The organism is Dietzia natronolimnaea (genome assembly GCF_002289575.1).
GTDB lineage: Bacteria > Actinomycetota > Actinomycetes > Mycobacteriales > Mycobacteriaceae > Dietzia > Dietzia natronolimnaea_A.
Genome location: NZ_NTGA01000002.1, coordinates 19,655 through 38,945, shown reverse-complemented (window position 1 = coordinate 38,945; position 19,291 = coordinate 19,655). Strand labels below are relative to the sequence as shown.

The 19,291-nt window shown below is 70.7% G+C and carries 18 protein-coding genes; all 18 read right to left on the bottom strand.

The features are described from left to right. Positions 1 to 3: 3 nt before the first annotated feature. The 18 genes from def to aroB all read right to left on the bottom strand — a co-directional run bounded on the left by def (position 4) and on the right by aroB (position 19,276). On the bottom strand, positions 4 to 558 hold the full coding sequence (gene def / locus CEY15_RS01000; protein ID WP_095716902.1) for a peptide deformylase: 555 nt from the start codon (positions 556 to 558) through the stop codon (positions 4 to 6). Between the two features lie 81 nt (positions 559 to 639). Next, positions 640 to 2,685 (bottom strand): primosomal protein N', encoded by a 2,046-nt coding sequence (locus CEY15_RS00995; RefSeq protein ID WP_095716980.1) that lies wholly within the window; start codon positions 2,683 to 2,685, stop codon positions 640 to 642. A gap of 43 nt (positions 2,686 to 2,728) precedes the next feature. Next, entirely contained in the window at positions 2,729 to 3,940 is a 1,212-nt protein-coding gene (metK, locus tag CEY15_RS00990; protein WP_017836839.1) for a methionine adenosyltransferase, read from the bottom strand. A 58-nt stretch (positions 3,941 to 3,998) separates the two neighbouring features. Beyond that, complete coding sequence (gene coaBC, locus CEY15_RS00985; protein ID WP_095716901.1) at positions 3,999 to 5,279, bottom strand: bifunctional phosphopantothenoylcysteine decarboxylase/phosphopantothenate--cysteine ligase CoaBC; 1,281 nt, start codon at positions 5,277 to 5,279, stop codon at positions 3,999 to 4,001. Further along, positions 5,276 to 5,560: a DNA-directed RNA polymerase subunit omega gene (rpoZ, locus tag CEY15_RS00980; RefSeq protein ID WP_017836841.1), complete on the bottom strand. Its 285-nt coding sequence runs from the start codon at positions 5,558 to 5,560 to the stop codon at positions 5,276 to 5,278. The genes coaBC and rpoZ overlap by 4 nt, the downstream gene beginning before the upstream one ends. Positions 5,561 to 5,632: 72 nt before the next feature. Continuing rightward, a complete protein-coding gene (gene gmk / locus CEY15_RS00975) occupies positions 5,633 to 6,238 on the bottom strand; it encodes a guanylate kinase (protein ID WP_095716900.1) in 606 nt (201 codons plus the stop codon). 7 nt (positions 6,239 to 6,245) lie between these two features. After that, entirely contained in the window at positions 6,246 to 6,569 is a 324-nt protein-coding gene (gene mihF, locus CEY15_RS00970) for an integration host factor, actinobacterial type (protein ID WP_007631925.1), read from the bottom strand. A 419-nt stretch (positions 6,570 to 6,988) separates the two neighbouring features. After that, positions 6,989 to 7,840 carry an orotidine-5'-phosphate decarboxylase gene (pyrF, locus tag CEY15_RS00965; protein ID WP_017836843.1) on the bottom strand — a complete coding sequence of 284 codons (852 nt, stop codon included), beginning with the start codon at positions 7,838 to 7,840 and terminating at the stop codon, positions 6,989 to 6,991. Further along, complete coding sequence (gene carB / locus CEY15_RS00960; RefSeq protein ID WP_095716899.1) at positions 7,837 to 11,199, bottom strand: carbamoyl-phosphate synthase large subunit; 3,363 nt, start codon at positions 11,197 to 11,199, stop codon at positions 7,837 to 7,839. The genes pyrF and carB overlap by 4 nt, the downstream gene beginning before the upstream one ends. Beyond that, entirely contained in the window at positions 11,199 to 12,419 is a 1,221-nt protein-coding gene (gene carA, locus CEY15_RS00955) for a glutamine-hydrolyzing carbamoyl-phosphate synthase small subunit (RefSeq protein WP_095716898.1), read from the bottom strand. Before carA ends, carB begins: the two co-directional genes overlap by 1 nt. After that, on the bottom strand, positions 12,416 to 12,964 hold the full coding sequence (locus tag CEY15_RS00950) for a hypothetical protein (protein WP_095716897.1): 549 nt from the start codon (positions 12,962 to 12,964) through the stop codon (positions 12,416 to 12,418). The genes carA and CEY15_RS00950 overlap by 4 nt, the downstream gene beginning before the upstream one ends. Beyond that, positions 12,961 to 14,277 (bottom strand): dihydroorotase, encoded by a 1,317-nt coding sequence (locus CEY15_RS00945; RefSeq protein ID WP_095716896.1) that lies wholly within the window; start codon positions 14,275 to 14,277, stop codon positions 12,961 to 12,963. Before CEY15_RS00945 ends, CEY15_RS00950 begins: the two co-directional genes overlap by 4 nt. After that, the gene (locus CEY15_RS00940; RefSeq protein ID WP_095716895.1) at positions 14,274 to 15,215 is read right to left on the bottom strand and encodes an aspartate carbamoyltransferase catalytic subunit; all 942 of its coding nucleotides are present in this window, start codon (positions 15,213 to 15,215) and stop codon (positions 14,274 to 14,276) included. Before CEY15_RS00940 ends, CEY15_RS00945 begins: the two co-directional genes overlap by 4 nt. Continuing rightward, positions 15,212 to 15,796: a bifunctional pyr operon transcriptional regulator/uracil phosphoribosyltransferase PyrR gene (gene pyrR, locus CEY15_RS00935; protein ID WP_095716894.1), complete on the bottom strand. Its 585-nt coding sequence runs from the start codon at positions 15,794 to 15,796 to the stop codon at positions 15,212 to 15,214. Before pyrR ends, CEY15_RS00940 begins: the two co-directional genes overlap by 4 nt. 68 nt (positions 15,797 to 15,864) lie before the next feature. Continuing rightward, positions 15,865 to 16,410 carry a transcription antitermination factor NusB gene (gene nusB, locus CEY15_RS00930; protein ID WP_095716893.1) on the bottom strand — a complete coding sequence of 182 codons (546 nt, stop codon included), beginning with the start codon at positions 16,408 to 16,410 and terminating at the stop codon, positions 15,865 to 15,867. A 2-nt stretch (positions 16,411 to 16,412) separates the two neighbouring features. Next, complete coding sequence (gene efp, locus CEY15_RS00925) at positions 16,413 to 16,976, bottom strand: elongation factor P (RefSeq protein ID WP_017836851.1); 564 nt, start codon at positions 16,974 to 16,976, stop codon at positions 16,413 to 16,415. Positions 16,977 to 17,051: 75 nt separating this feature from the next. Beyond that, positions 17,052 to 18,152, bottom strand: a complete 1,101-nt coding sequence (locus tag CEY15_RS00920; protein WP_095716892.1) for a M24 family metallopeptidase — start codon at positions 18,150 to 18,152, stop codon at positions 17,052 to 17,054. Next, positions 18,149 to 19,276, bottom strand: coding sequence for a 3-dehydroquinate synthase (gene aroB, locus CEY15_RS00915; RefSeq protein WP_095716891.1), 1,128 nt, complete (start codon positions 19,274 to 19,276; stop codon positions 18,149 to 18,151). Before aroB ends, CEY15_RS00920 begins: the two co-directional genes overlap by 4 nt. Between the last annotated feature and the right edge of the window lie 15 nt (positions 19,277 to 19,291).

Sequence of the window (19,291 nt, the reverse complement as noted above, 5' to 3'; positions counted from 1 at the left end):
CGCTCACCTCACCGCCATGGCGTCGGCGAGCCGCTCGTAGACGACCCCGTCGCTGATGGCGTCGCTACCGAACCAACCGGACGCGCGGATCCCGGCCATCGCCGATCGTCGCCGGTCCGGGGTGAGACGCTGGAGGAACAGGATGCCGTCGAGGTGGTCGGTCTCGTGCTGCACCGCGCGGGCGAGGATCCCGTCCGCCTCGAAGCTCACCGGCTCCCCGTTCACGTCCACGCCACGCGCGAGGACACGGGCGTAGCGCTCCGTGGGCTCCGAGACCCCGGGAATCGACAGGCACCCCTCGTTGACGTGCGTCTTCTCGTCACCGATCGGTTCCCACTCCGGATTGACCAGGTGGCCTTCCCGTCCACCACAGGTGTAGACGAACACCCGGGTGGACACACCGATCTGCGGCGCCGCCAACCCGGCTCCCTCCTCGTGGCGAACGGTGTCCATGAGATCGGCCACCGTCCGGGCCAGTCTGTCGTCGAACGAGGTCACGGGATCGGTCGGGGTCCTCAGGACGGGGTCACCGAAGAGCCGGACGGGATGGACGGCCATGCGGATCTGAACTCCTTGAGGACGGGGACACGGTGAACGGCCATTCTAGGTGCTCGCGGGCCGACCCACCGCACGGGCCGCTCAGCCGATGTGGACCGGGTCGAGTCGCACCCGGACGGGCTCCGCGTTCCGACGACCGGACCGCGCCACCACGAACGCTCGCAGCTCCGTGGAGACCGCGGCGAGGAGGGCGGGCGGGACGCGGAGCAGCACCCTCTCGGGGTCGACCACGCCGTCGTGGCCGGGCAACTCCTCTCCCGGGGGGAGATCGACCGGGCCGAGTACCTCGACCTCGTCCGGGAGCCTGAGCTCGTCGAGGATGGCCGACAGGGCCGTGGCCGGGCCGTCCACGGCCACCATGTGGACCGCGGGCGGAAACCCCACCTCGGCGCGGTCGGCGAGTTCGCGTGCAGCCCACCCCTGAGGGTCCCATCGCACGAGAGCCTGCGCGACCGGGGACCCGGAGTCCGCCGACAAGAACACCCGGCCCCCGTCAGCGGCCGGCCGGACGAGCGAGGCCGCACCCACCCAGAACCGCAGAGCGTTCTGCACCGCCCGCAGGTCGGGTCGTCCGAGAAGAGCCCAGGAGTCCAGGAGCAACGCCGCGCCGTACCCGCCCTCGGCGACCGGTTCGGCCCCGGGGGTGGACACGATGATGGCGGGGGCCGCGGGCACGGTCTCGAGGATCTCCCCTCCCCCGCTCGTCCGGACCCTGACACCGGGAAACATCCGGCCGAGCTCCTCGGCCGTCCTCCCCGTTCCCACGACCCCCGCGCGCAGGGCCCGGGACCCACAGGCCACGCACCGGAAGCCCGGCTCGGGGGCCCCGCACCAGCCGCAGGCCAGATCCACGGGCCCGTGCACCGCGTCCATCCGCCCCGCTCGCAGCGGTCCGTTACACCGGCGACACCGGGCCGGGGTCCGACACGATCCACACAGCAGGGTCGGGATGTATCCCTTCCGCGGCACCTGGACCAGCACCGGCGCATCCACGTCGACGGCCTCCCGGGCCATCGTCACCGCCACGGCGGGCAGTCGGGTCCGGCCGCCGGCCACGTCGCGGGCCTGGGTCGGATCCGCGTCCGTGAACGCGACGACGCGCGGGGCGAGAGCGCGGACGAGGCCGGGCTCGGGCCGGATCTCGTGCGCCCACCCCGACCGCACGTACTCGGCCACCTCCGGGGTCCGGTCCACCGAACTCAGGAGCAACGGCGTGCCGTCGAGCACCGACCGCTGCGCCGCCACCTCCCTCGTATGGGGATAGGGGGCTCGCGGTTCCACGAACGAGTCGTCGCCGTCGTCGTGCAGCACGATCAGACCGGGCTCCGGGAGCGGAGCGAACACGGCGCTGCGCGTCCCGACCACGATCCTCGCGTGCCCCCGGACGGCCCGCAGCCATCGCCGGTACCGGGCCGAGGGGCCGATACCCGCCGACAGGTCGACCACGAGGTCCCGCCCGGCGGCGCCCCCGCCCACGACCTGTCGGCATTCGGCGGTCAACCTGTCGACGTCCCGCTGGTCCGGGACGATCAGCAACACCTGCAGACCTCTGCGCCTGACGGAGTCCGCAAGCACGGCCAACGCCCGTGCCCAGTCCCGTCCCGGTGGCACGGTCCACACGGCCCGCGCCGGGACCCCACCTGTCGCCGCGTCGAGGAAGCGGACCACCATCGGGTGGTCGGCCCAGCCGGTGGGTATCTCGACCGGCCCCTCCGTCACCCCCTGCGGGGGCTGCGGGTCGGGCACCGATTTCTCGGCCGCCGCGTGCCGCGGGGGGATGGCCAACCGGAGGACGTCCGAACGCATGCCCACCCACCTGCGGGCGACCAGTTCGACGAGTCGGAGCAACTGCGGCGTCAGCACGGGCTCCGGCGAGATCACGCGCTCCAGCCAGGCCAGGTCCCCGGAGTGATCCGACTGGTCCGAGCGCTCGATGAGGAACCCGTCGACCAGACGGCCCGCGAACCGCACCCGGACGCGCGTCCCCGGGACCGCCTGATCGGCCAGGGACTCCGGGACCAGGTAGTCGAACTCCCGGTCCAGGTGCGGAACTCCGAGCAGCGGCAGCACCCGGGCCACGGGGGCGTCAGCCGCCGCGACCCGGGCCGCCGGGCGAGTCGTGGTCACGGTCTCGGATCCTCGCACCCCGATCCGACACCCGGGGCGGTCGTCAGCGCCCGACGGCCTGCTTGAGTTCGTCGACGCGGTCGGTCCTCTCCCATGGCAGGTCCAGGTCGGTCCGGCCGAAGTGACCGTAGGCCGCCGTTCCGGCGTAGATCGGACGCTTGAGGTCGAGGTCGCGGATGATCGCACCAGGACGCAGATCGAACACCGAGGTGACCGCCTCCTGCAGGACCGCGATGTCGACCTTCTCGGTCCCGAACGCCTCCACGAACAGCCCCACCGGGGCGGCCTTGCCGATCGCGTACGCGACCTGGACCTCGACACGCTCGGCCAGCCCGGCCGCGACGATGTTCTTGGCGACCCACCGCATGGCGTAGGCCGCCGAGCGGTCGACCTTGGACGGGTCCTTGCCGGAGAACGCACCGCCCCCGTGACGGGCCATCCCGCCGTAGGTGTCCACGATGATCTTGCGCCCGGTCAGGCCGGCGTCGCCCATCGGGCCGCCCAGGACGAACCGACCCGTCGGGTTGACCAGGAGGCGGAAGTCACCGGTCTCGATACCGGACGCGGCGTCGGCCAGGACCGGCCCGATCACGTGCTCGGTGAGGTCGTCGCGCAGCGTCGTCTCCAGGTCGATCTCGGGGGCGTGCTGCGTGGAGATGACGATCGTGTCCAGCCGGACCGCGCGCTCGCCGTCGTACTCGATGGTCACCTGGGTCTTGCCGTCCGGGCGGAGGTACGGCAGGGTGCCGTCCTTGCGCACCTCGGTCAGCCGCCGCGAGAGGCGGTGGGCCAACGCGATGGGCAACGGCATGAGTTCCGGGGTGTCCGAGCACGCGTAGCCGAACATCAGGCCCTGGTCGCCGGCGCCCTGCCGGGCGATCGCGTCCTCGACCGGATCGCTGGAGGTCCGTGCCTCGTGGGAGGTGTCCACACCCTGGGCGATCTCGGGGGACTGCTGTCCGATCGAGATCGAGACACCACAGGAGACGCCGTCGAAACCCTTGTCGGAGGAGTCGTAGCCGACCTCCACGATCTTCTCGCGGATGAGCTGCGGGATCTCGACGTACCCACTCGTCTTGACCTCACCGGCCACGTGCACCATCCCGGTGGTCACCATCGTCTCCACGGCGACGCGGGCCTCGGGGTCCTGCGTCAGCATCGCGTCCAGGATGGCATCGGAGATCGCGTCACAGATCTTGTCCGGATGCCCCTCGGTCACGGACTCGCTGGTGAACAGCCGACGTGCCTGCGTCACAGTGGTTCTCTCTTCCTGGTGCCGGATGCGTGTGATCGGTCGATCGCGTGGGGACAGACTAGTCGGTGCGGTCCGTGGTGGTCCGCGCGGATGGGGCCGCGGCCCAGGACACCACGGCGTCGAGGATCCGGCTGGCCAGGAGATCCTTGCTCGCCCTGTCCACCGACACCTCCCCGCCCGCGGCGTCGAGGATCCAGCCGCCGTTCACGTCCTGGCCGAAGGTGGTGCCCCGCCCGACCTCGTTGACGACGAGGAGGTCACACCCCTTCCGGGCGAGCTTCGCCCGACCGTGCTCGAGGACGGACCCCGTGGAATCCCCGGTCTCGGCGGCGAACCCCACCAGCACGCAGCCCGCGGGGATCTCCCCGGACGCGTGGGCCGCGACGAGCCCGGCGAGGATGTCCGGATTACGTTCCAACCGGATCTGGGCCGGTTCGGATCCACTGTCCTTCTTGAGTTTGGAGGACGACACGTCGGTCGGGCGGAAGTCGGCCACCGCCGCGGCCTTGATCACCACATCGGCGTCGGCCGCGGCCGAGAGGGTGGCGTCCCGCATCTCGAGGGCCGAGTCGATCCGGATCGCCTCCACGGCGGCCGGCACCGGCAGGTCGGAGGAGGTCACGAGGGTGACCTGCGCTCCCCGCGCAGCCGCGACCGCGGCGATCGCGTGCCCCTGCTTCCCGGAGCTGCGGTTGCCGAGGAACCGCACGGGATCGATCTCCTCGCGGGTCCCGCCGGACGTCACCACGACCCGCTTTCCGGCCAAGTCCCACGGGAGGGTCCCGCCGTCGAGCAGCAGTCTCGCCAGACGGGCGATGTCGGCGGGCTCGGGCAGCCGGCCGGCGCCGGTGTCGGCCCCGGTGAGTCTCCCGGACGCGGGGGGCATGACGTGGACGCCGTCACCCCGGAGGGTGTCGACGTTGCGCCTCGTCGCCGGGTGCTCCCACATCTCGGTGTGCATCGCCGGCGCGAGCAGGACGGGGCACCGGGCGGTCAGCAGGGTGGAGGTGAGCAGGTCGTCCGCGCGCCCGGAGGCGACCCGCGCGAGCAGGTCTGCGGTCGCGGGGGCGACCACGACGAGGTCCGCCCGCTGCCCGAGGGCGACGTGGCGGACCGACGGCACGTCGGAGAACACCCCGGTCGAGACCGGGTTGCCCGACAGGGCCTCGAAGGTGGCGGACCCGACGAAATTCAGGGCCGCCTCGGTGGGGACGACGTCGACGTGGCATCCGGACTCGGTGAGGAGTCTGATCAGGCCACAGGATTTGTAGGCGGCGATCCCGCCCCCGACGCCGACGACGACGCGGGCGCGGCGCCCATCGCCCCCGGGAGGGGTCACTCTCCCTCGGCGCAGTCGAGCAGGTCGGAATGGAGCTCGCGCAACGCGATGGTCAGCGGCTTCTCGTGGAGCGCCGGGTCGACCAGCGGGCCGACGTACTCGAGGATGCCCTCTTCGATCTGGTTGTAGTACGAGTTGATCTGACGAGCGCGCTTGGCGGCGAAGATCACCAGGGCGTACTTGGAGGACGCCCGCTCGAGAAGCTCGTCGATCGGCGGATTGGTGATCCCGATTGGGGTGTCGTACAACGGCGCTGCCGGTGCGGCTTCGATGGTGGCCACTATGGGTTCTCCTCTGGGGTCCAGCCTGGGTGGTGCTCTGGCCTGGGTGGTGCTCGGGCGTCGGATTCGGCGTCAGTCTTGGCCGACCAGCAATGATACCAACTCATCCACCGCGGCCTCGAGTTCGTCGTTGACGACGACCTCGTCGAACTCCTCCCGCGCGGCCATCTCGACCTTGGCGGTCTCGAGCCTGCGGGCGACGACCTCGTGCGGTTCGGTACCTCTGCCCCGCAGACGGACTTCGAGCTCCTCCCACGAGGGGGGCGACAGGAACACGGTCCGCCCCTCCGGAATGGAGTCCCGGATCTGCCGGACGCCGGCGAGATCGACCTCGATCAGGACCGGACGCCCCTGAGCGAGTGCCTCACGAACCGGCTCCGCTGGGGTGCCCGAGAGTTGGAGACCGCGGTGGATCTCTGCCCACTCGAGCATCCGGCCCTGTGCGACGGCACGACGGAACTCCTCCGTACTGACGAAGTGGTAGTCGCGTCCGTCGACCTCCCCGGGACGGGGGTCCCGGGTGGTCATCGACACGCTGAAGAAGAGGCCCGGGACGCGATCGCGAAGGCGCGCCACGACGGTTGACTTACCGACGGCGGAGGGGCCGGCCAAGACGATCAGCCGGCCCCTCTTCGCCGCCGCTTCCGGGGACGAGACCCCGGACGACGGTGTGTTCATACGTCGATCAGTCGACCGTGAAGTCGAACCGCTCGAGCAGTGCGCGGCGCTGGCGGTCTCCGAGACCACGCAGGCGACGCGTCGGGGCGATCTCCAGCTCGGTCATGATCTCCTGAGCCTTGACCTTGCCGACCTTGGGCAGGGCCTCGAGCAGCGCCGAGACCTTCATCTTGCCGAGGATCTCGTCACTCTCGGCATCCTTGAGCACCTGCTTGAGGTCGGTGCCACCACGCTTCAGGCGCTCCTTGAGCTCAGCCCGGGCGCGACGGGCGGCAGCCGCCTTCTCCAGAGCAGCGGCACGCTGCTCATCGGTCAACTGGGGAAGGGCCACAATTCCTCCGTCTCGTTCGTGTGTGTCTCATGACTCACGCGGGTGTCCACCGTAGGACATCCACGTGTGGTGTGCGGTGACCGTCCCCGGCGCGTCCGCGGGCTGCGGAGCGCGTCCGGGAGCGGGCGCTCCCTCGTGCTCACCGTACCCGGGCGATTCCGCCCCCCTTGCGGGAGACCGGCACGGCGTCGGGCCTGATGACCTCAGCAACAGTACGCGGCCGAGTGGCCTCGTCCTCGTGCGGGGCCCGGCGTGGCACCCCGCCTGAACTGCGCATTGACGAGTGAGGTGAGGAGAAGACTAACGTCGGTCGTCCGCGATCGCGAACCGAACCGCCCGAAATCGCGCGACCGCGTCACGGATCAGCGCGGCACACGGGGCCCCTGTGACTCCAGCCATCCGCTGGGACTACTAACGAGTCAGTCGGGCCCGGCGAACCGGTAGGTCTCGGCCAGCTCGCGGACCACCGCCCGCATCGCCCCGACGTCCGGGCCCGAGCGCAGGACGTGCCGGGAGACGTTGACGAGGGTGTGGGGCAACGCGGGCCCGGCGATCCTCCGGACGTCCTCCGAGGTCCCCCCCTGCTCCCCCACCCCCGGCATGAGAACCGGACCGGAGAGCGCGTCCAGTCGCGGAGGGTCGGCGACCGTCGCGCCCACCACCACGCCGAACGAACCCGGCGTCCCGGTCTCCGACGCGGCGTTCCGTCGGCCCACCTCGTCCACGACCATCTGCGCGACCGTTCCGGAGGGCCCGGTGGCCCCCTGCAGTCCCCCCGCCTCCGGGTTGGAGGTGCGGGCCAACACGAACACCCCGCGATCGTTCGCCGACGCGGTGTCGAACGCCGCCTCCAGCGACCCCACCCCGAGGTACGGGGACACGGTCAGCGCGTCACACGCCAGCGGTGAACCCTCCGCCAGCCACGCCCGGGAGTACCCGGCCATCGTGGAACCGATGTCCCCGCGCTTGGCGTCCGCGATCGACAGGGCGCCGGCCTCGACGATCGACGCCAGCACCTCCTCGAGGACCGCGAACCCGGCGGATCCGTGCTCCTCGAAGAACGCCACCTGGGGTTTGATCGCCGGCACGAGATCCCCGAACGCCTCCAGCGATCGACGGGAGAACTCGCGGAGACCCGCGGCGTCCACACCCAGCCCCCAGGCCTCGAGGAGCGCCGGGTGCGGGTCGATGCCCACGCAGAGGTTTCCCCGGGCACGCACCGCACCGTGGAGCCGCGCCCCGAAGGAGACCCGGGACGTCCCGTCGGTCATCGGGCGGCGAACCCGCTGTGCAGCTCCTGCAGGGGGCTGACGGTGACGTCCCCGCGCCGGACGGCCTCGATACCGTGGACCGCCGCGGTCGCGCCCTGGACGGTGGTGACACACGGGACCCGCCGGGTGATGGCGGCCGAACGGATCTCGTGTCCATCGGCCCGGGTGCCCCCGGTGGAGGAGGCGATGTTGAGGATCAGGTCGACCTCGTCCGCGTTGATCCTGTCGACGATCGTCCGGACCGGGTCACCCTTGTCGTCGACCGGGCCACCCCCGGCCTCGGTGAGTTTCGCGACGGTCTCGCAGGCGATCCCGTACCGCCGGAGCATGAGCGCGGTGCCCTCGGTGGCCAGGACGGTGAACCCGAGCGCGGCCAGTCGTTGCGCCGGGAACACCATGGAGCGCTTGTCCCTGTTCGCGACGGAGACGAACACGGTCCCGGACGTCGGAAGCACCCCCTCGGCCGCGAGCTGGCCCTTGGCAAAGGCGACGGCGAAGTCGGGACCGATGCCCATGACCTCCCCGGTCGACTTCATCTCCGGGCTCAGCAGTGACTCCACGGGGTTGCCCTCGGGTGTGCGGAAGCGGTTGAACGGGAGGACCGCTTCCTTGACCGCGACGGGCGCGTCCGCCGGGAGCGATCCGCCGTCCCGGTCCGACGGCAGCAGTCCCTCGGCCTTGAGCTCGGCGATGGTCTCACCCATCATGATCCGTGCGCACGCCTTGGCGAGGTGCACGCCGGTCGCCTTGGAGACGAACGGCACCGTACGACTGGCCCTGGGGTTGGCCTCCAGGACGTACAGGACGTCGTCTTTGATCGCGTACTGCACGTTGAGCAGTCCCTTGACGCCGATCCCATGCGCCAGCGCCTCGCTGGAACGGCGCACGCGATCGATGTCGTCCTGCCCCAGAGTGATGGGCGGGAGCGCGCAGGCGGAGTCGCCGGAGTGGATGCCGGCCTCCTCGATGTGTTCCATGACGCCACCCAGGTAGACCTCGGTGCCGTCGCACAGCACGTCGACGTCGATCTCGACCGCGTCGTCGAGGAAGCGGTCGACCAGGACGGGACGATCCGGGCTGATCTCGGTGGCGCGATCGATGTACGACCGCAGCGAGTCCTCGTCGTAGACGATCTCCATCCCGCGTCCACCCAGGACGTACGAGGGGCGGACGAGGACGGGGTACCCGATGCGGGCCGCGATCTCCGTGGCCTCCGTGGCGTTGATGGCGGTCCCGAACGCGGGTGCGGGCAGACCGGCCCTGACGAGGACCTCGCCGAACTCTCGCCGGTCCTCCGCCAGGTCGATCGCCGACGGGCTGGTGCCCACGATGGGGACGCCGGCCTCCTCGAGCTGCGCCGCCAGGCCCAGCGGGGTCTGGCCACCGAGTTGGACCAGGACACCGGCGACGGTGCCCGACTCGGACTCGGCGTGGTAGACCTCCATGACGTCCTCGAACGTCAGCGGCTCGAAGTACAGACGGTCGGCGGTGTCGTAGTCGGTCGAGACGGTCTCCGGGTTGCAGTTGACCATGACGGTCTCGTACCCGGCCTCGGACAACGTGAGCGCGGCGTGCACGCACGAGTAGTCGAACTCGATGCCCTGGCCGATCCGGTTGGGTCCCGAGCCCAGGATGATGACCTTCTCGCGCTCGGTCTGGGCCGCGACCTCGGACTCGGCAGCGGGGTCGAGTTCGTAGGTCGAGTAGTGGTACGGGGTCTTGGCCTCGAACTCCGCGGCGCAGGTGTCGACCGTCTTGTAGACGGGCCGGACCTCGAGGCGGTGACGCAGGCGCCGCACGCCCTCGGGGCCGGCGAACTCCGGCCGCAGGGCCGCGATCTGGGCGTCGGACAGTCCGTTGTGCTTCGCGCGCCGCAGGAGCGCGGCGTCGACCACTGGCGCGTCGACGATCTCCTGTCGGAGCTCGACCAGCGCGGAGATCTCCTCGAGGAACCACGGGTCGAGCCCCGATACCTCGTGGACCTGGTCGACGGTCGCGCCGAGCCGCAGCGCGAGCTCGACGTCGTAGATCCGGCCCTCGGTCGGGCGCACGAGGTCGGCGAGGACGGCGTCGACGTCGGTCGACCGACCGGGCGCGATCGTCTCGTCGGGCAGCGTCCAGAAGCCGGCGGCCTTGGTCTCCAGGGAGCGCATCACCTTGCCGAGCGCCTCGCGGAAGTTACGGCCCAGGCTCATCGCCTCGCCCACCGACTTCATGGTGGTCGTGAGGGTGTCGTCCGCGCCGGGGAACTTCTCGAAGGCGAACCGCGGTGCCTTTACCACCACGTAGTCCAGGGTCGGTTCGAAGCACGCGGGGGTCTCACCGGTGATGTCGTTGGTGATCTCGTCGAGCGAGTACCCGATGGCGAGGCGGGCGGCGATCTTGGCGATGGGGAACCCGGTGGCCTTGGACGCCAGGGCCGAGGACCGGGAGACGCGCGGGTTCATCTCGATCACCACGAGCCGGCCGTCCACCGGGTTGATGGCGAACTGGATGTTGCATCCCCCGGTGTCGACGCCGACGGCGCGGAGGATCGCGATCCCGATGTCGCGCATGTCCTGGTATTCGCGGTCGGTCAACGTCATGGACGGCGCGACGGTGACCGAGTCGCCGGTGTGGACCCCGAGGGCGTCGACGTTCTCGATGGAGCACACCACCACGACGTTGTCCTTGTTGTCCCGCATGAGCTCGAGCTCGAACTCCTTCCACCCGAGGATCGACTCCTCGATGAGGACGTTCGCGGTGGGCGAGGCGGACAGACCGCCGCCGGCGATCCGCTCGAGGTCCTCGGTGGTGTAGGCCAGGCCGGAGCCGAGCCCGCCCATGGTGAACGACGGCCGGACCACGACGGGCAGACCGAGCTCGGCGACGGTCGCGTGCACCTCCTCCATGGTGTGGCACACGGCGCTGCGCGCGGAGTCACCCCCCACACTCGCGACGATGTCCTTGAAGGTCTGCCGGTCCTCGCCCCGGTTGATGGCGGGGATGTCGGCCCCGATCAGTTCCACGCCGTGCTTGGCGAGGATCCCCTGGGCATCGAGCTGCATGGCGGCGTTGAGGGCGGTCTGACCCCCGAGGGTCGCCAACACCGCGTCGACGGGGTGCCCGTCGGCCGCTTCCTTGGTGAAGATCTTGTCGATGTACTCGGGCGTGATCGGCTCGATGTAGGTGCTGTCCGCGAACTCGGGGTCGGTCATGATCGTCGCCGGGTTGGAGTTGACGAGCGTGACCCGCAGGCCCTCGGCACGGAGCACCCGGCACGCCTGCGTGCCGGAGTAGTCGAACTCACACGCCTGGCCGATGACGATCGGTCCGGAACCGATGACGAGGACGTGGTTGATGTCTGTGCGGCGGGGCATCAGTTCGAGCCCTTTCTGGAGTCTGCGGAACCGTCGGCGGCGTCGCCGGACGCTGAGTCGAGCAGGCTGACGAAGCGGTCGAAGAGATCGGCGGCGTCACGGGGACCTGCCGCGGCCTCCGGGTGGTACTGGACGGAGAATGCCGAGCCGTCGGTGAGGGCGACGCCCTCGACGGACCCGTCGTTCGCGCAGACGTGCGTGACGGTGGCGGTGCCCCAGGGTGTCTCCCAGGTCTCGCTCTCCGGCGCACGCAGGGCGAACCCGTGGTTCTGGGACGTGATGGCGACCGTCCCCGTGGCCTTCTCCACCACCGGGATGTTGATGCCGCGGTGGCCGAACCTCATCTTGTAGGTGTCGAGTCCGAGCGCTCTGCCCAGGATCTGGTTGCCGAAGCAGATCCCGAAGAACGGGATCCCCTGGCTCAGGACCTCCTTGGTCAGGTGGACCGCCGCGTCGGCGGTGGCCGGGTCCCCGGGCCCGTTGGACAGGAAGACCCCGTCGACGTCGAGTTCGAGGACGTCCTGCAGGGTCGAGTCGGAGGGCAGGACGTGGACCCGCACGCCGCGTGCGGTGAGCATGCGGGGGGTGTTGGTCTTGATGCCCAGGTCGAGCGCGGCCACCGAGTGGCGCACGTCGCCCTCGGGTTCGACGACGTAGGGCGTGTCCGTCGAGACCTCCCCGGCGAGGGAGGCCCCGGCCATGGGCTCCTGATCGCGCACGGTCGCGAGCATCGTCTCGTCGTCCACCACGGCGTCACCGGAGAAGATGCCGGCCTTCATGGCCCCGAGCTCCCGGATGTGGCGGACGACCGCCCGGGTGTCCACGTCGGCGATCCCCACGATTCCCTGGGCGAGCATCTCGTCCTCGAGCGTGCGCTCGGACCGGTGGTTGGACGCCCGCCGTGAGAGGTCACGGATGACGAGGCCCGCCACCCAGATCCGACCGCCGCCGTTCCCTCCGTCCAGGAGCGACTCGCCGTCCTCGTCGTTCCACCCGGTGTTGCCGATCTGGGGAGCGGTGCTGACGACGATCTGCCGGTGATAGGACGGGTCGGTCATGGTCTCCTGGTAACCGGACATCCCGGTCGTGAACACGGCCTCGCCGAGCGTCGTCCCGGTCGCGCCGAACGATGTCCCGCGGTGGATGCGGCCGTCCTCGAGGACGAGCGCGGCGGGGTGGCGCCCCCCCGGTGCGACGGTGGTTCCGTGGTGCGGTGTCACTTGTTCTCCTCGGTGGTGGAGCTGGGGGTGTCCGGCCGGGTGGTCGGTGCGGCGTCTCCGCGCAGCGCCTCCCAGCGGGGGTACGTGTCCTTGTCGTCGGCCCGGAAGCCGGAGTCGATCTCGGTGGTGCCGTCCGGGCCGTCGACCTGCCATCGGGCGACGAGGATCCCGCCGCCCGGCACGGTCTTGTTGGCGAGGGCCGAGGCGCGTCGCACGGTCTGGAGGTCGGAGCGGGGGATCCAGACGGTGGCGTCGGCGAGGTCGAGCCGCAGCCCTCCGGTGAACGCGGTGAGGGTTCCGGCCGAACGGTGCCCGAGTGGCGCGCGGGCGATGCGTGCCTGCCAGTCCCCCGCGACGGTGCTCCCGATGTACACGCCGGTCAGCGGGCCCAGGACCACCTCGCCGGTCTCGGCGGGCACCTCGGGCAGGGAGTCGAACAGACCTGCCTGGGATCGCGTCCGGTTGCGCCACCCCCGGATCATCAACGCGAGTATGCCCAGGAAGACCAGGATGACGACGATCAGGGTCCAGATGTCCTGTGTCATGCGAGTACCTCTCCGTCGCGGTGGGTCATGCGGCCCCGGTATACGGTGCCCACGACCCGGGCGGCGAACGTCATCCCCTCGTAGGGGGTGTTGGCGGACAGACTTGCGAGTTCCTCCCCCACGACGGTCCACGGGGAGTCGGGTTCGACGGCGGCGAGGTTGGCCGGCTCCCCGACCGCGATCGGACGCCCCTGGTCGGTGAGGCCGGCGATCTCGGCGGGCCGCGCGCTCATCACGCGGGCCAGATCGCGCCAGGTCATCTCCCCCGACTCGACCAGCAGGGCCGCCACGATGGGCAACGCCGTCTCCAACCCGAGCATGCCCGGGCGGGCGGCCGCGAACTCGCAGCACTTCTCCTGGGCGGCGTGGGGGGCGTGGTCCGTGGCGACGCAGTCGATCACCCCGGACACGAGCGCGTCACGCAGCGCGAGGGTGTCGTGGGCTTCGCGCAGAGGCGGGTTGACCCGGTAGACCCCGTCGTAGGTCTCGAGCCTCGTGTCGTCGAGCAGCAGGTGATGGGGGGTGACCTCCGCGGTGATCGAGATCCCCTGCGCCTTCGCCCACTTGAGCAGCTCGACCGTCCCCGTGGTGGAGGCGTGGCAGATGTGGACGCGCGCGCCGGCGTCCCGGGCCAGGATCGCGTCGCGCGCGACGATCGACTCCTCCGCCGAGCGCGGCCAGCCGGTCAGTCCGAGGCGGGCGGCCGTGGGCCCCTCGTGTGCCACCGCACCCTTGGTCAGGCGTGGCTCCTCCGCGTGCTGGGCGATCAGCACGCCGAGGCCCGCCGAGTATTCGAGGGCGCGGCGCATCACCAGTGGGTCGTAGACGCACATGCCGTCGTCGGAGAAGATCCGGACCCCGGCCTCGCCGGAGGCCATCTGGCCCATCTCGGTGAGCTGCTCCCCCTTGAGGCCGACGGTGACCGCTCCCACCGGGTGGATGTCGCACAGCCCCACGGATCGGCCGATCCGCCATACGGAGTCGGTCACGGTCTGATTGTCCTGGGGCGGCTGCGTGTTGGCCATGGCGAACACCGCGGTGTATCCGCCCCGCGCCGCGGCTGCCGAACCGCTGGCCACGGTCTCGGTGTCCTCGCGGCCGGGCTCCCGGAGGTGGGTGTGCAGGTCGACGAACCCGGGCAGTAGGACGGCGCCGCCCAGGTCGTGGATCTCCGCCTCACCGGGAAGGTCGGCGCCGGCGTCGGGCCCGATCGCGGCGACCAGCCCGTCCCTGACGAGCACGTCGACGGGGTCGCCCTCCCCGTAGGGCCGGACCCGGCGCAGTAGCAGGGTCGGGGGTTCGAGGGCACTCACTCGGGGTTTCCTTCCGTTCCGACGAGGGTGTGGAGCAGGACCGACATGCGCACGTGGACGCCGTTGGTGACCTGCTGGAGAATTGCTGACGACGGGGCGTCGGCCGTGTCGAACCCGATCTCCATTCCCCGGACCATGGGTCCGGGGTGCAGGACGACCGCGTTCTCGGGCAGCCGGGAGGTACGGGCGGGTCCCAGGCCGTAGCGCACCGCGTACTCGCGGGCGGACGGGAAGAAACCACCGTTCATCCGCTCGGCCTGCACGCGCAGCATCATCACCGCGTCCGCGCCGGGCAGTTCGGCGTCGAGGTCGGTGGACACCCTGACCGGCCATTGTCCGACGCCCACCGGGAGCAGGGTGGGCGGGGCGACCAGGACCACCTCGGCGCCGAGGGTCGACAACAGCAGGGCGTTCGACCGGGCGACCCGGGAGTGCAGGATGTCGCCGACGATCACCACGCGGCGGCCCTCGATCCCCCCCAGACGTTCCCGGATGGTCATCGCATCGAGCAGTGCCTGGGTCGGGTGTTCGTGCATCCCGTCCCCGGCGTTGATCACCGAGGGGCCGGCCCCGCCGGGGGCCACCCAGCCGGCGATCTGGAGGGCGGAGCCCGAGGCCGGATGGCGGACGATGAGCGCGTCCGCCCCGACGGCGGTCAGCGTCATGGCGGTGTCACGGAGGGACTCGCCCTTCTGCACCGAGGAGGCGCTCGCGGAGACGTTGATCACGTCGGCACTCATCCATTTTCCGGCGGTCTCGAAGGACACCCGGGTCCGCGTGGAGTTCTCGTAGAAGACGGTCAGCACGGTCTTGCCCCGGAGGGTCGGGAGCTTGCGCACCTCCCGGCCGAGGAGCGCCTCCTTGAGACGGTCCGCCTCGTCCAGGATCGACAACGCCGCGTCGCGGTCGAGATCGGCGGCGGAGAGGAGATGTTTCACAGGGTGTCCTCCGGAGTCGGCCGCCGCAGGACCACCGTGTCGACACCGTCCGTCTCCATGAGCCGGACGGAGACGCCCTCCTCGCGCGAGGTGGGGACGTTCTTGCCCACGTAATCGGCACGGATCGGGAGCTCGCGGTGCCCGCGGTCGACCAGGACGGCGAGCTGGACGCGCGCGGGCCTGCCGAGGTCACGGAGCGCGTCGAACGCCGCCCGGATGGTGCGGCCGGAGAACAGGACGTCGTCGACCAGGATCACGGTCGCCCCGTCGACCCCGTCCGGCGGGACCGAGGTGGGGCCCATGGGGCGGTGCGGCCCCCCGGCGAGGTCGTCCCGGTAGAGGGTGACGTCCAGCGAGCCCGCGTGCACCGAGGCTCCGCTGAACTCGCGGATGCGCTCGGCCAGGCGGTGCGCGAGGGGAACGCCACGGGTCGGGATGCCGAGCAGGACCACGGGACCCGACTCCGGGGAGTCCGCGGCGGTGCGTTCGATGATCTGGTGCGCCAGTCGGGATACCGTCCTGGCGACGTCGTCAGACGTGAAGAGTGAAACCGAGGTCGACTCCGGACCGTCAGTGCTCACCGATCACCACCTCCTTGTCCGCCTCTCTGGACGGCTCGTTAAAGGGATAGCTTTCGGGTCGAACTCTATCAGTCGCCGGCCCCCGACCCCCGCGGGTCAGGGGTGGGCTCCGACACGTCGGCGGTCGGCGCCGGATCGAGCGAGGACACCGCGCTTTCGGCGGCCCGGATGTGCTCGGCGAGACCGGCGATCCGGTCGAGGACCGCGTTGACGTAGGGCACCGACTTCTCGGCCGACAGATCCGAGATCAACAGCACGGACTGGTCGATCACGATCGCCGCCTCCACGTCCTCGGTCCCGAACAGCAGCTCCCACGCTCCCGCCCGCAGCACCGCCCGGTCCACGGCCGGCAGGCGCTCGAGGGTCCACTCACGCAGGTGCTCGGAGATCATCGAGTCGAGACGGTCCAACCGCTGAGCCACGCCCGTGACGATGTCCATGGTGTACGTCGCGACGTCGTGGAACTCCTGCGACTCCTCGCCCATCCGGCGGCGCTCCTCCGCGAGCGCCACCACATCGGCGTCGCGGAGTTCCGCCTCGAACAGCAGGGCCACCGCTCGCTTGCGGGCCCGGAACCTCGATCCCCGGCGCCGGTGATCTGCCTCGTCCGCCATGGTCAGTCGTTCACCCGGCTGAGGTACCGTCCGTCACGGGTGTCGATGCGGAGCTTGTCGCCCGTGTTGATGAACAGCGGGACGTGGACCTCGGCACCGGTCTCGAGTGTGGCGGGCTTGGTGCCACCGGTCGACCGGTCCCCCTGGAGTCCCGGATCGGTGTGCTGGACGACCAGATCCACCGCGACGGGCATCTCGGCGAAGAGCGCCACGCCCTCGTGCATCGAGACCTGGACGCTGGTGTTCTCGAGGAGGAAGCGGGCACCGTCCCCCATCACGGCGGGAGAGACGTTGATCTGCTCGAAGTCCTTCTCGTCCATGAGGACGTAGTCCTCCCCGTCGCGGTACAGGAAGGTCATGTCGCGGCGGTCCACCGTCGCGGTCTCCACCTTGACCCCGGCGTTGTAGGTCTTGTCGACGATCTTGCCGGAGACGACGTTCTTGATCTTCGTGCGGACGAAGGCGGGACCCTTACCCGGCTTGACGTGCTGGAACTCCTGGATCTGCCACAGGTTTCCCTCCTCCTTGAGGACGAGGCCGTTCTTGAAATCGGCGGTGGACGCCATGGTCGGTTCTCCTTCGCGAGTCGTCGGCGGGCGGCCGTGGACGGGCGCCGCGCGGATGTTCTGTGGGACGGCGGCTCAGAGCACGGTCAGCGCCGTCGACGTGGTGGTCAGGGATCTACCGCTCCCGCCGGTGACGGCCACGGTGTCCTCGATTCGGATCCCGCCGAGCCCGGGGAGGTAGATCCCCGGCTCGATGGTGATCACATCGCCGTCGGACAGTGTACTCGCGGACCTGGTGGAGACCGCGGGCGCTTCGTGGACGTCCAGTCCCACACCGTGACCCAGCGAATGGCCGAAGTGCTCGCCGAACCCCGCGTCGGAGATGATGCCCCGGCTCACGCCGTCGAGCTCCCCGCAGGCCAGTCCTTCCCGGACCGCGGACACACCGGCGCGATGCGCGCGGCTGACCACCTGGTAGGCGTCGAGCAGCCTGTCCGCGGCGCCCGCGAACGCCACCGTGCGGGTGCAGTCCGAGGCGTAGCCCGAGACCGTCGCGCCGAAGTCGACCACCACGAGATCGCCAGGGGCGAGCAGCCTGTCCCCCGGGACGTGGTGAGGGAACGCCCCGTTGGGGCCCGAGGCGACGATGGTCTCGAACGCGACGCCGTCCGAACCGGCCCGCCGCATGGCGTGTTCGAGGTCCGCTGCGACCTCACGCTCGCTGCGGCCCGTGGCGAGCACGCCGTGGGCCAGCACATGGGTCCAGGCGTCGTCGACGACCCGGCAGGCCCGCTCGATGAGTCCGATCTCGTCGCTGTCCTTGGCCCGCCTCACAGACTCCACCACTCCACTGGTCTCGACGAGCGGCGCGTCCGCGGCCCCGAGCTCGGCGAGCACCCTCCGCAGCGCGGTCGCCGCGGACAGGGTCATGGCGTCCGCCTCGACCGCCAGCGGAGCGTCGGCGGGTCCGCGACGACGTCCGAGAACGCCCGCGACGTACTCCCGCGAGATCACGTGCCCGACATCCGGGGCCTGCTCGACGACCTGGAGTTCGTACCGGGAATCCGTGCACAGGACGGCCTCGCCGTCGTCCTCCACCAGAACGGCTCCCCCGGACCCGCGGAACCCGGTCAGATACGCGATGTTCCTGGGGTCGGTCACCAGGAGCGCGGTGGCTCCCGCCTCGGCGGTCGCGGAGGCGACCGCGCGCCGACGGGCCGCCAACCGGTCACTCACAGCAGCACCCCGCCGCCGCTGGGCTTGTTGCCCTCCGAGATCGCGGCGTAGGCCGCGGTCATCAGGGACGGGTCGGGGGCCTCCATCCGTGCCGGACGGGCCAGTCCGTCGAGGACCACCAACCGGAGGAATCCGGAGTGGTTCTTCTTGTCCCCCGCCATCAGCTCGAGCAGCCGGGGGAACGCGTCATCGTGGTACCCGGTGGGCAGCCCGAGTGAGGACAGGATCGACGCGTGTCGGTCCGCCGTCGCGTCGTCCAGACGCCCCGCCAGCCGGGCCAGCTCCGCCACGAAGCACATCCCCACGCTCACGGCGGCCCCGTGCCGCCAGCGGTACTGCTCACGGCGCTCGACGGCGTGCCCGAGCGTGTGACCGTAGTTGAGGTTCTCCCGGGGGCCGGACTCCTTGAGGTCCCGGCCCACCACGTCGGCCTTGACCTGGACACTGCGCCGGATGAGTTCGACGATCGTCTCCCCGGTCGGATCGATCGCGGCCTGCGGGTCCGCCTCGATGAGATCGAGGATCCCCGGGTCGGCGATGAAACCGCACTTGACCACCTCGGCCATGCCCGAGATCAGTTCGTTGCGCGGAACCGATTCGAGGGTCGCGGTGTCGACGAAGACGGCGGCCGGTTCGTGGAAGCACCCCACCAGGTTCTTGCCGGCGTCGGTGTTGATCCCGGTCTTGCCCCCCACGGCGGCGTCCACCATGGCGAGCAGTGTGGTGGGGATGTGGACCACGCGCACCCCGCGCATCCAGGTGGCGGCCACGAATCCGGCGAGGTCCGTCGCCGCCCCGCCGCCCAGGCTCACCACGGTGTCCTTGCGGCCCAGCCCGATCTTGCCGAGCACGTCCCAGCAGTAGCCCGCGACGGCGAGGTCCTTGCCGGCCTCCGCGTCGGGGATCTCGACGCGGTGCGCGTTGACCCCGGCGGCGGCGAGTTGCTCCCGCAGCAGCTCGGCGGTCTGCGTCAACGGCGGCTGGTGGAATATCGCCAGGTTGCGCGACTCCGAGCACGCCTCGAGGATCTCCGGTAACAGTCCGCGGCCGATCACCACCGGATAGGGGGCGGCGGACCGCACATCCACCACCACGGGCTCGGTGGTGTCTCCGTCTCGGTTCATGAAGGGCTCCCGCTC

Excerpts from the sequence above, each read along its gene's own strand:
- def (WP_095716902.1), bottom strand. The coding sequence starts at position 558 with ATGGCCGTCCATCCCGTCCGGCTCTTCGGTGACCCCGTCCTGAGGACC.
- carB (WP_095716899.1), bottom strand. The coding sequence starts at position 11,199 with ATGCCCCGCCGCACAGACATCAACCACGTCCTCGTCATCGGTTCCGGA.
- nusB (WP_095716893.1), bottom strand. The coding sequence starts at position 16,410 with ATGGCGGACGAGGCAGATCACCGGCGCCGGGGATCGAGGTTCCGGGCC.
- pyrF (WP_017836843.1), bottom strand. The coding sequence starts at position 7,840 with ATGACCGACGGGACGTCCCGGGTCTCCTTCGGGGCGCGGCTCCACGGT.
- efp (WP_017836851.1), bottom strand. The coding sequence starts at position 16,976 with ATGGCGTCCACCGCCGATTTCAAGAACGGCCTCGTCCTCAAGGAGGAG.
- aroB (WP_095716891.1), bottom strand. The coding sequence starts at position 19,276 with ATGAACCGAGACGGAGACACCACCGAGCCCGTGGTGGTGGATGTGCGG.
- CEY15_RS00950 (WP_095716897.1), bottom strand. The coding sequence starts at position 12,964 with ATGACACAGGACATCTGGACCCTGATCGTCGTCATCCTGGTCTTCCTG.
- gmk (WP_095716900.1), bottom strand. The coding sequence starts at position 6,238 with ATGAACACACCGTCGTCCGGGGTCTCGTCCCCGGAAGCGGCGGCGAAG.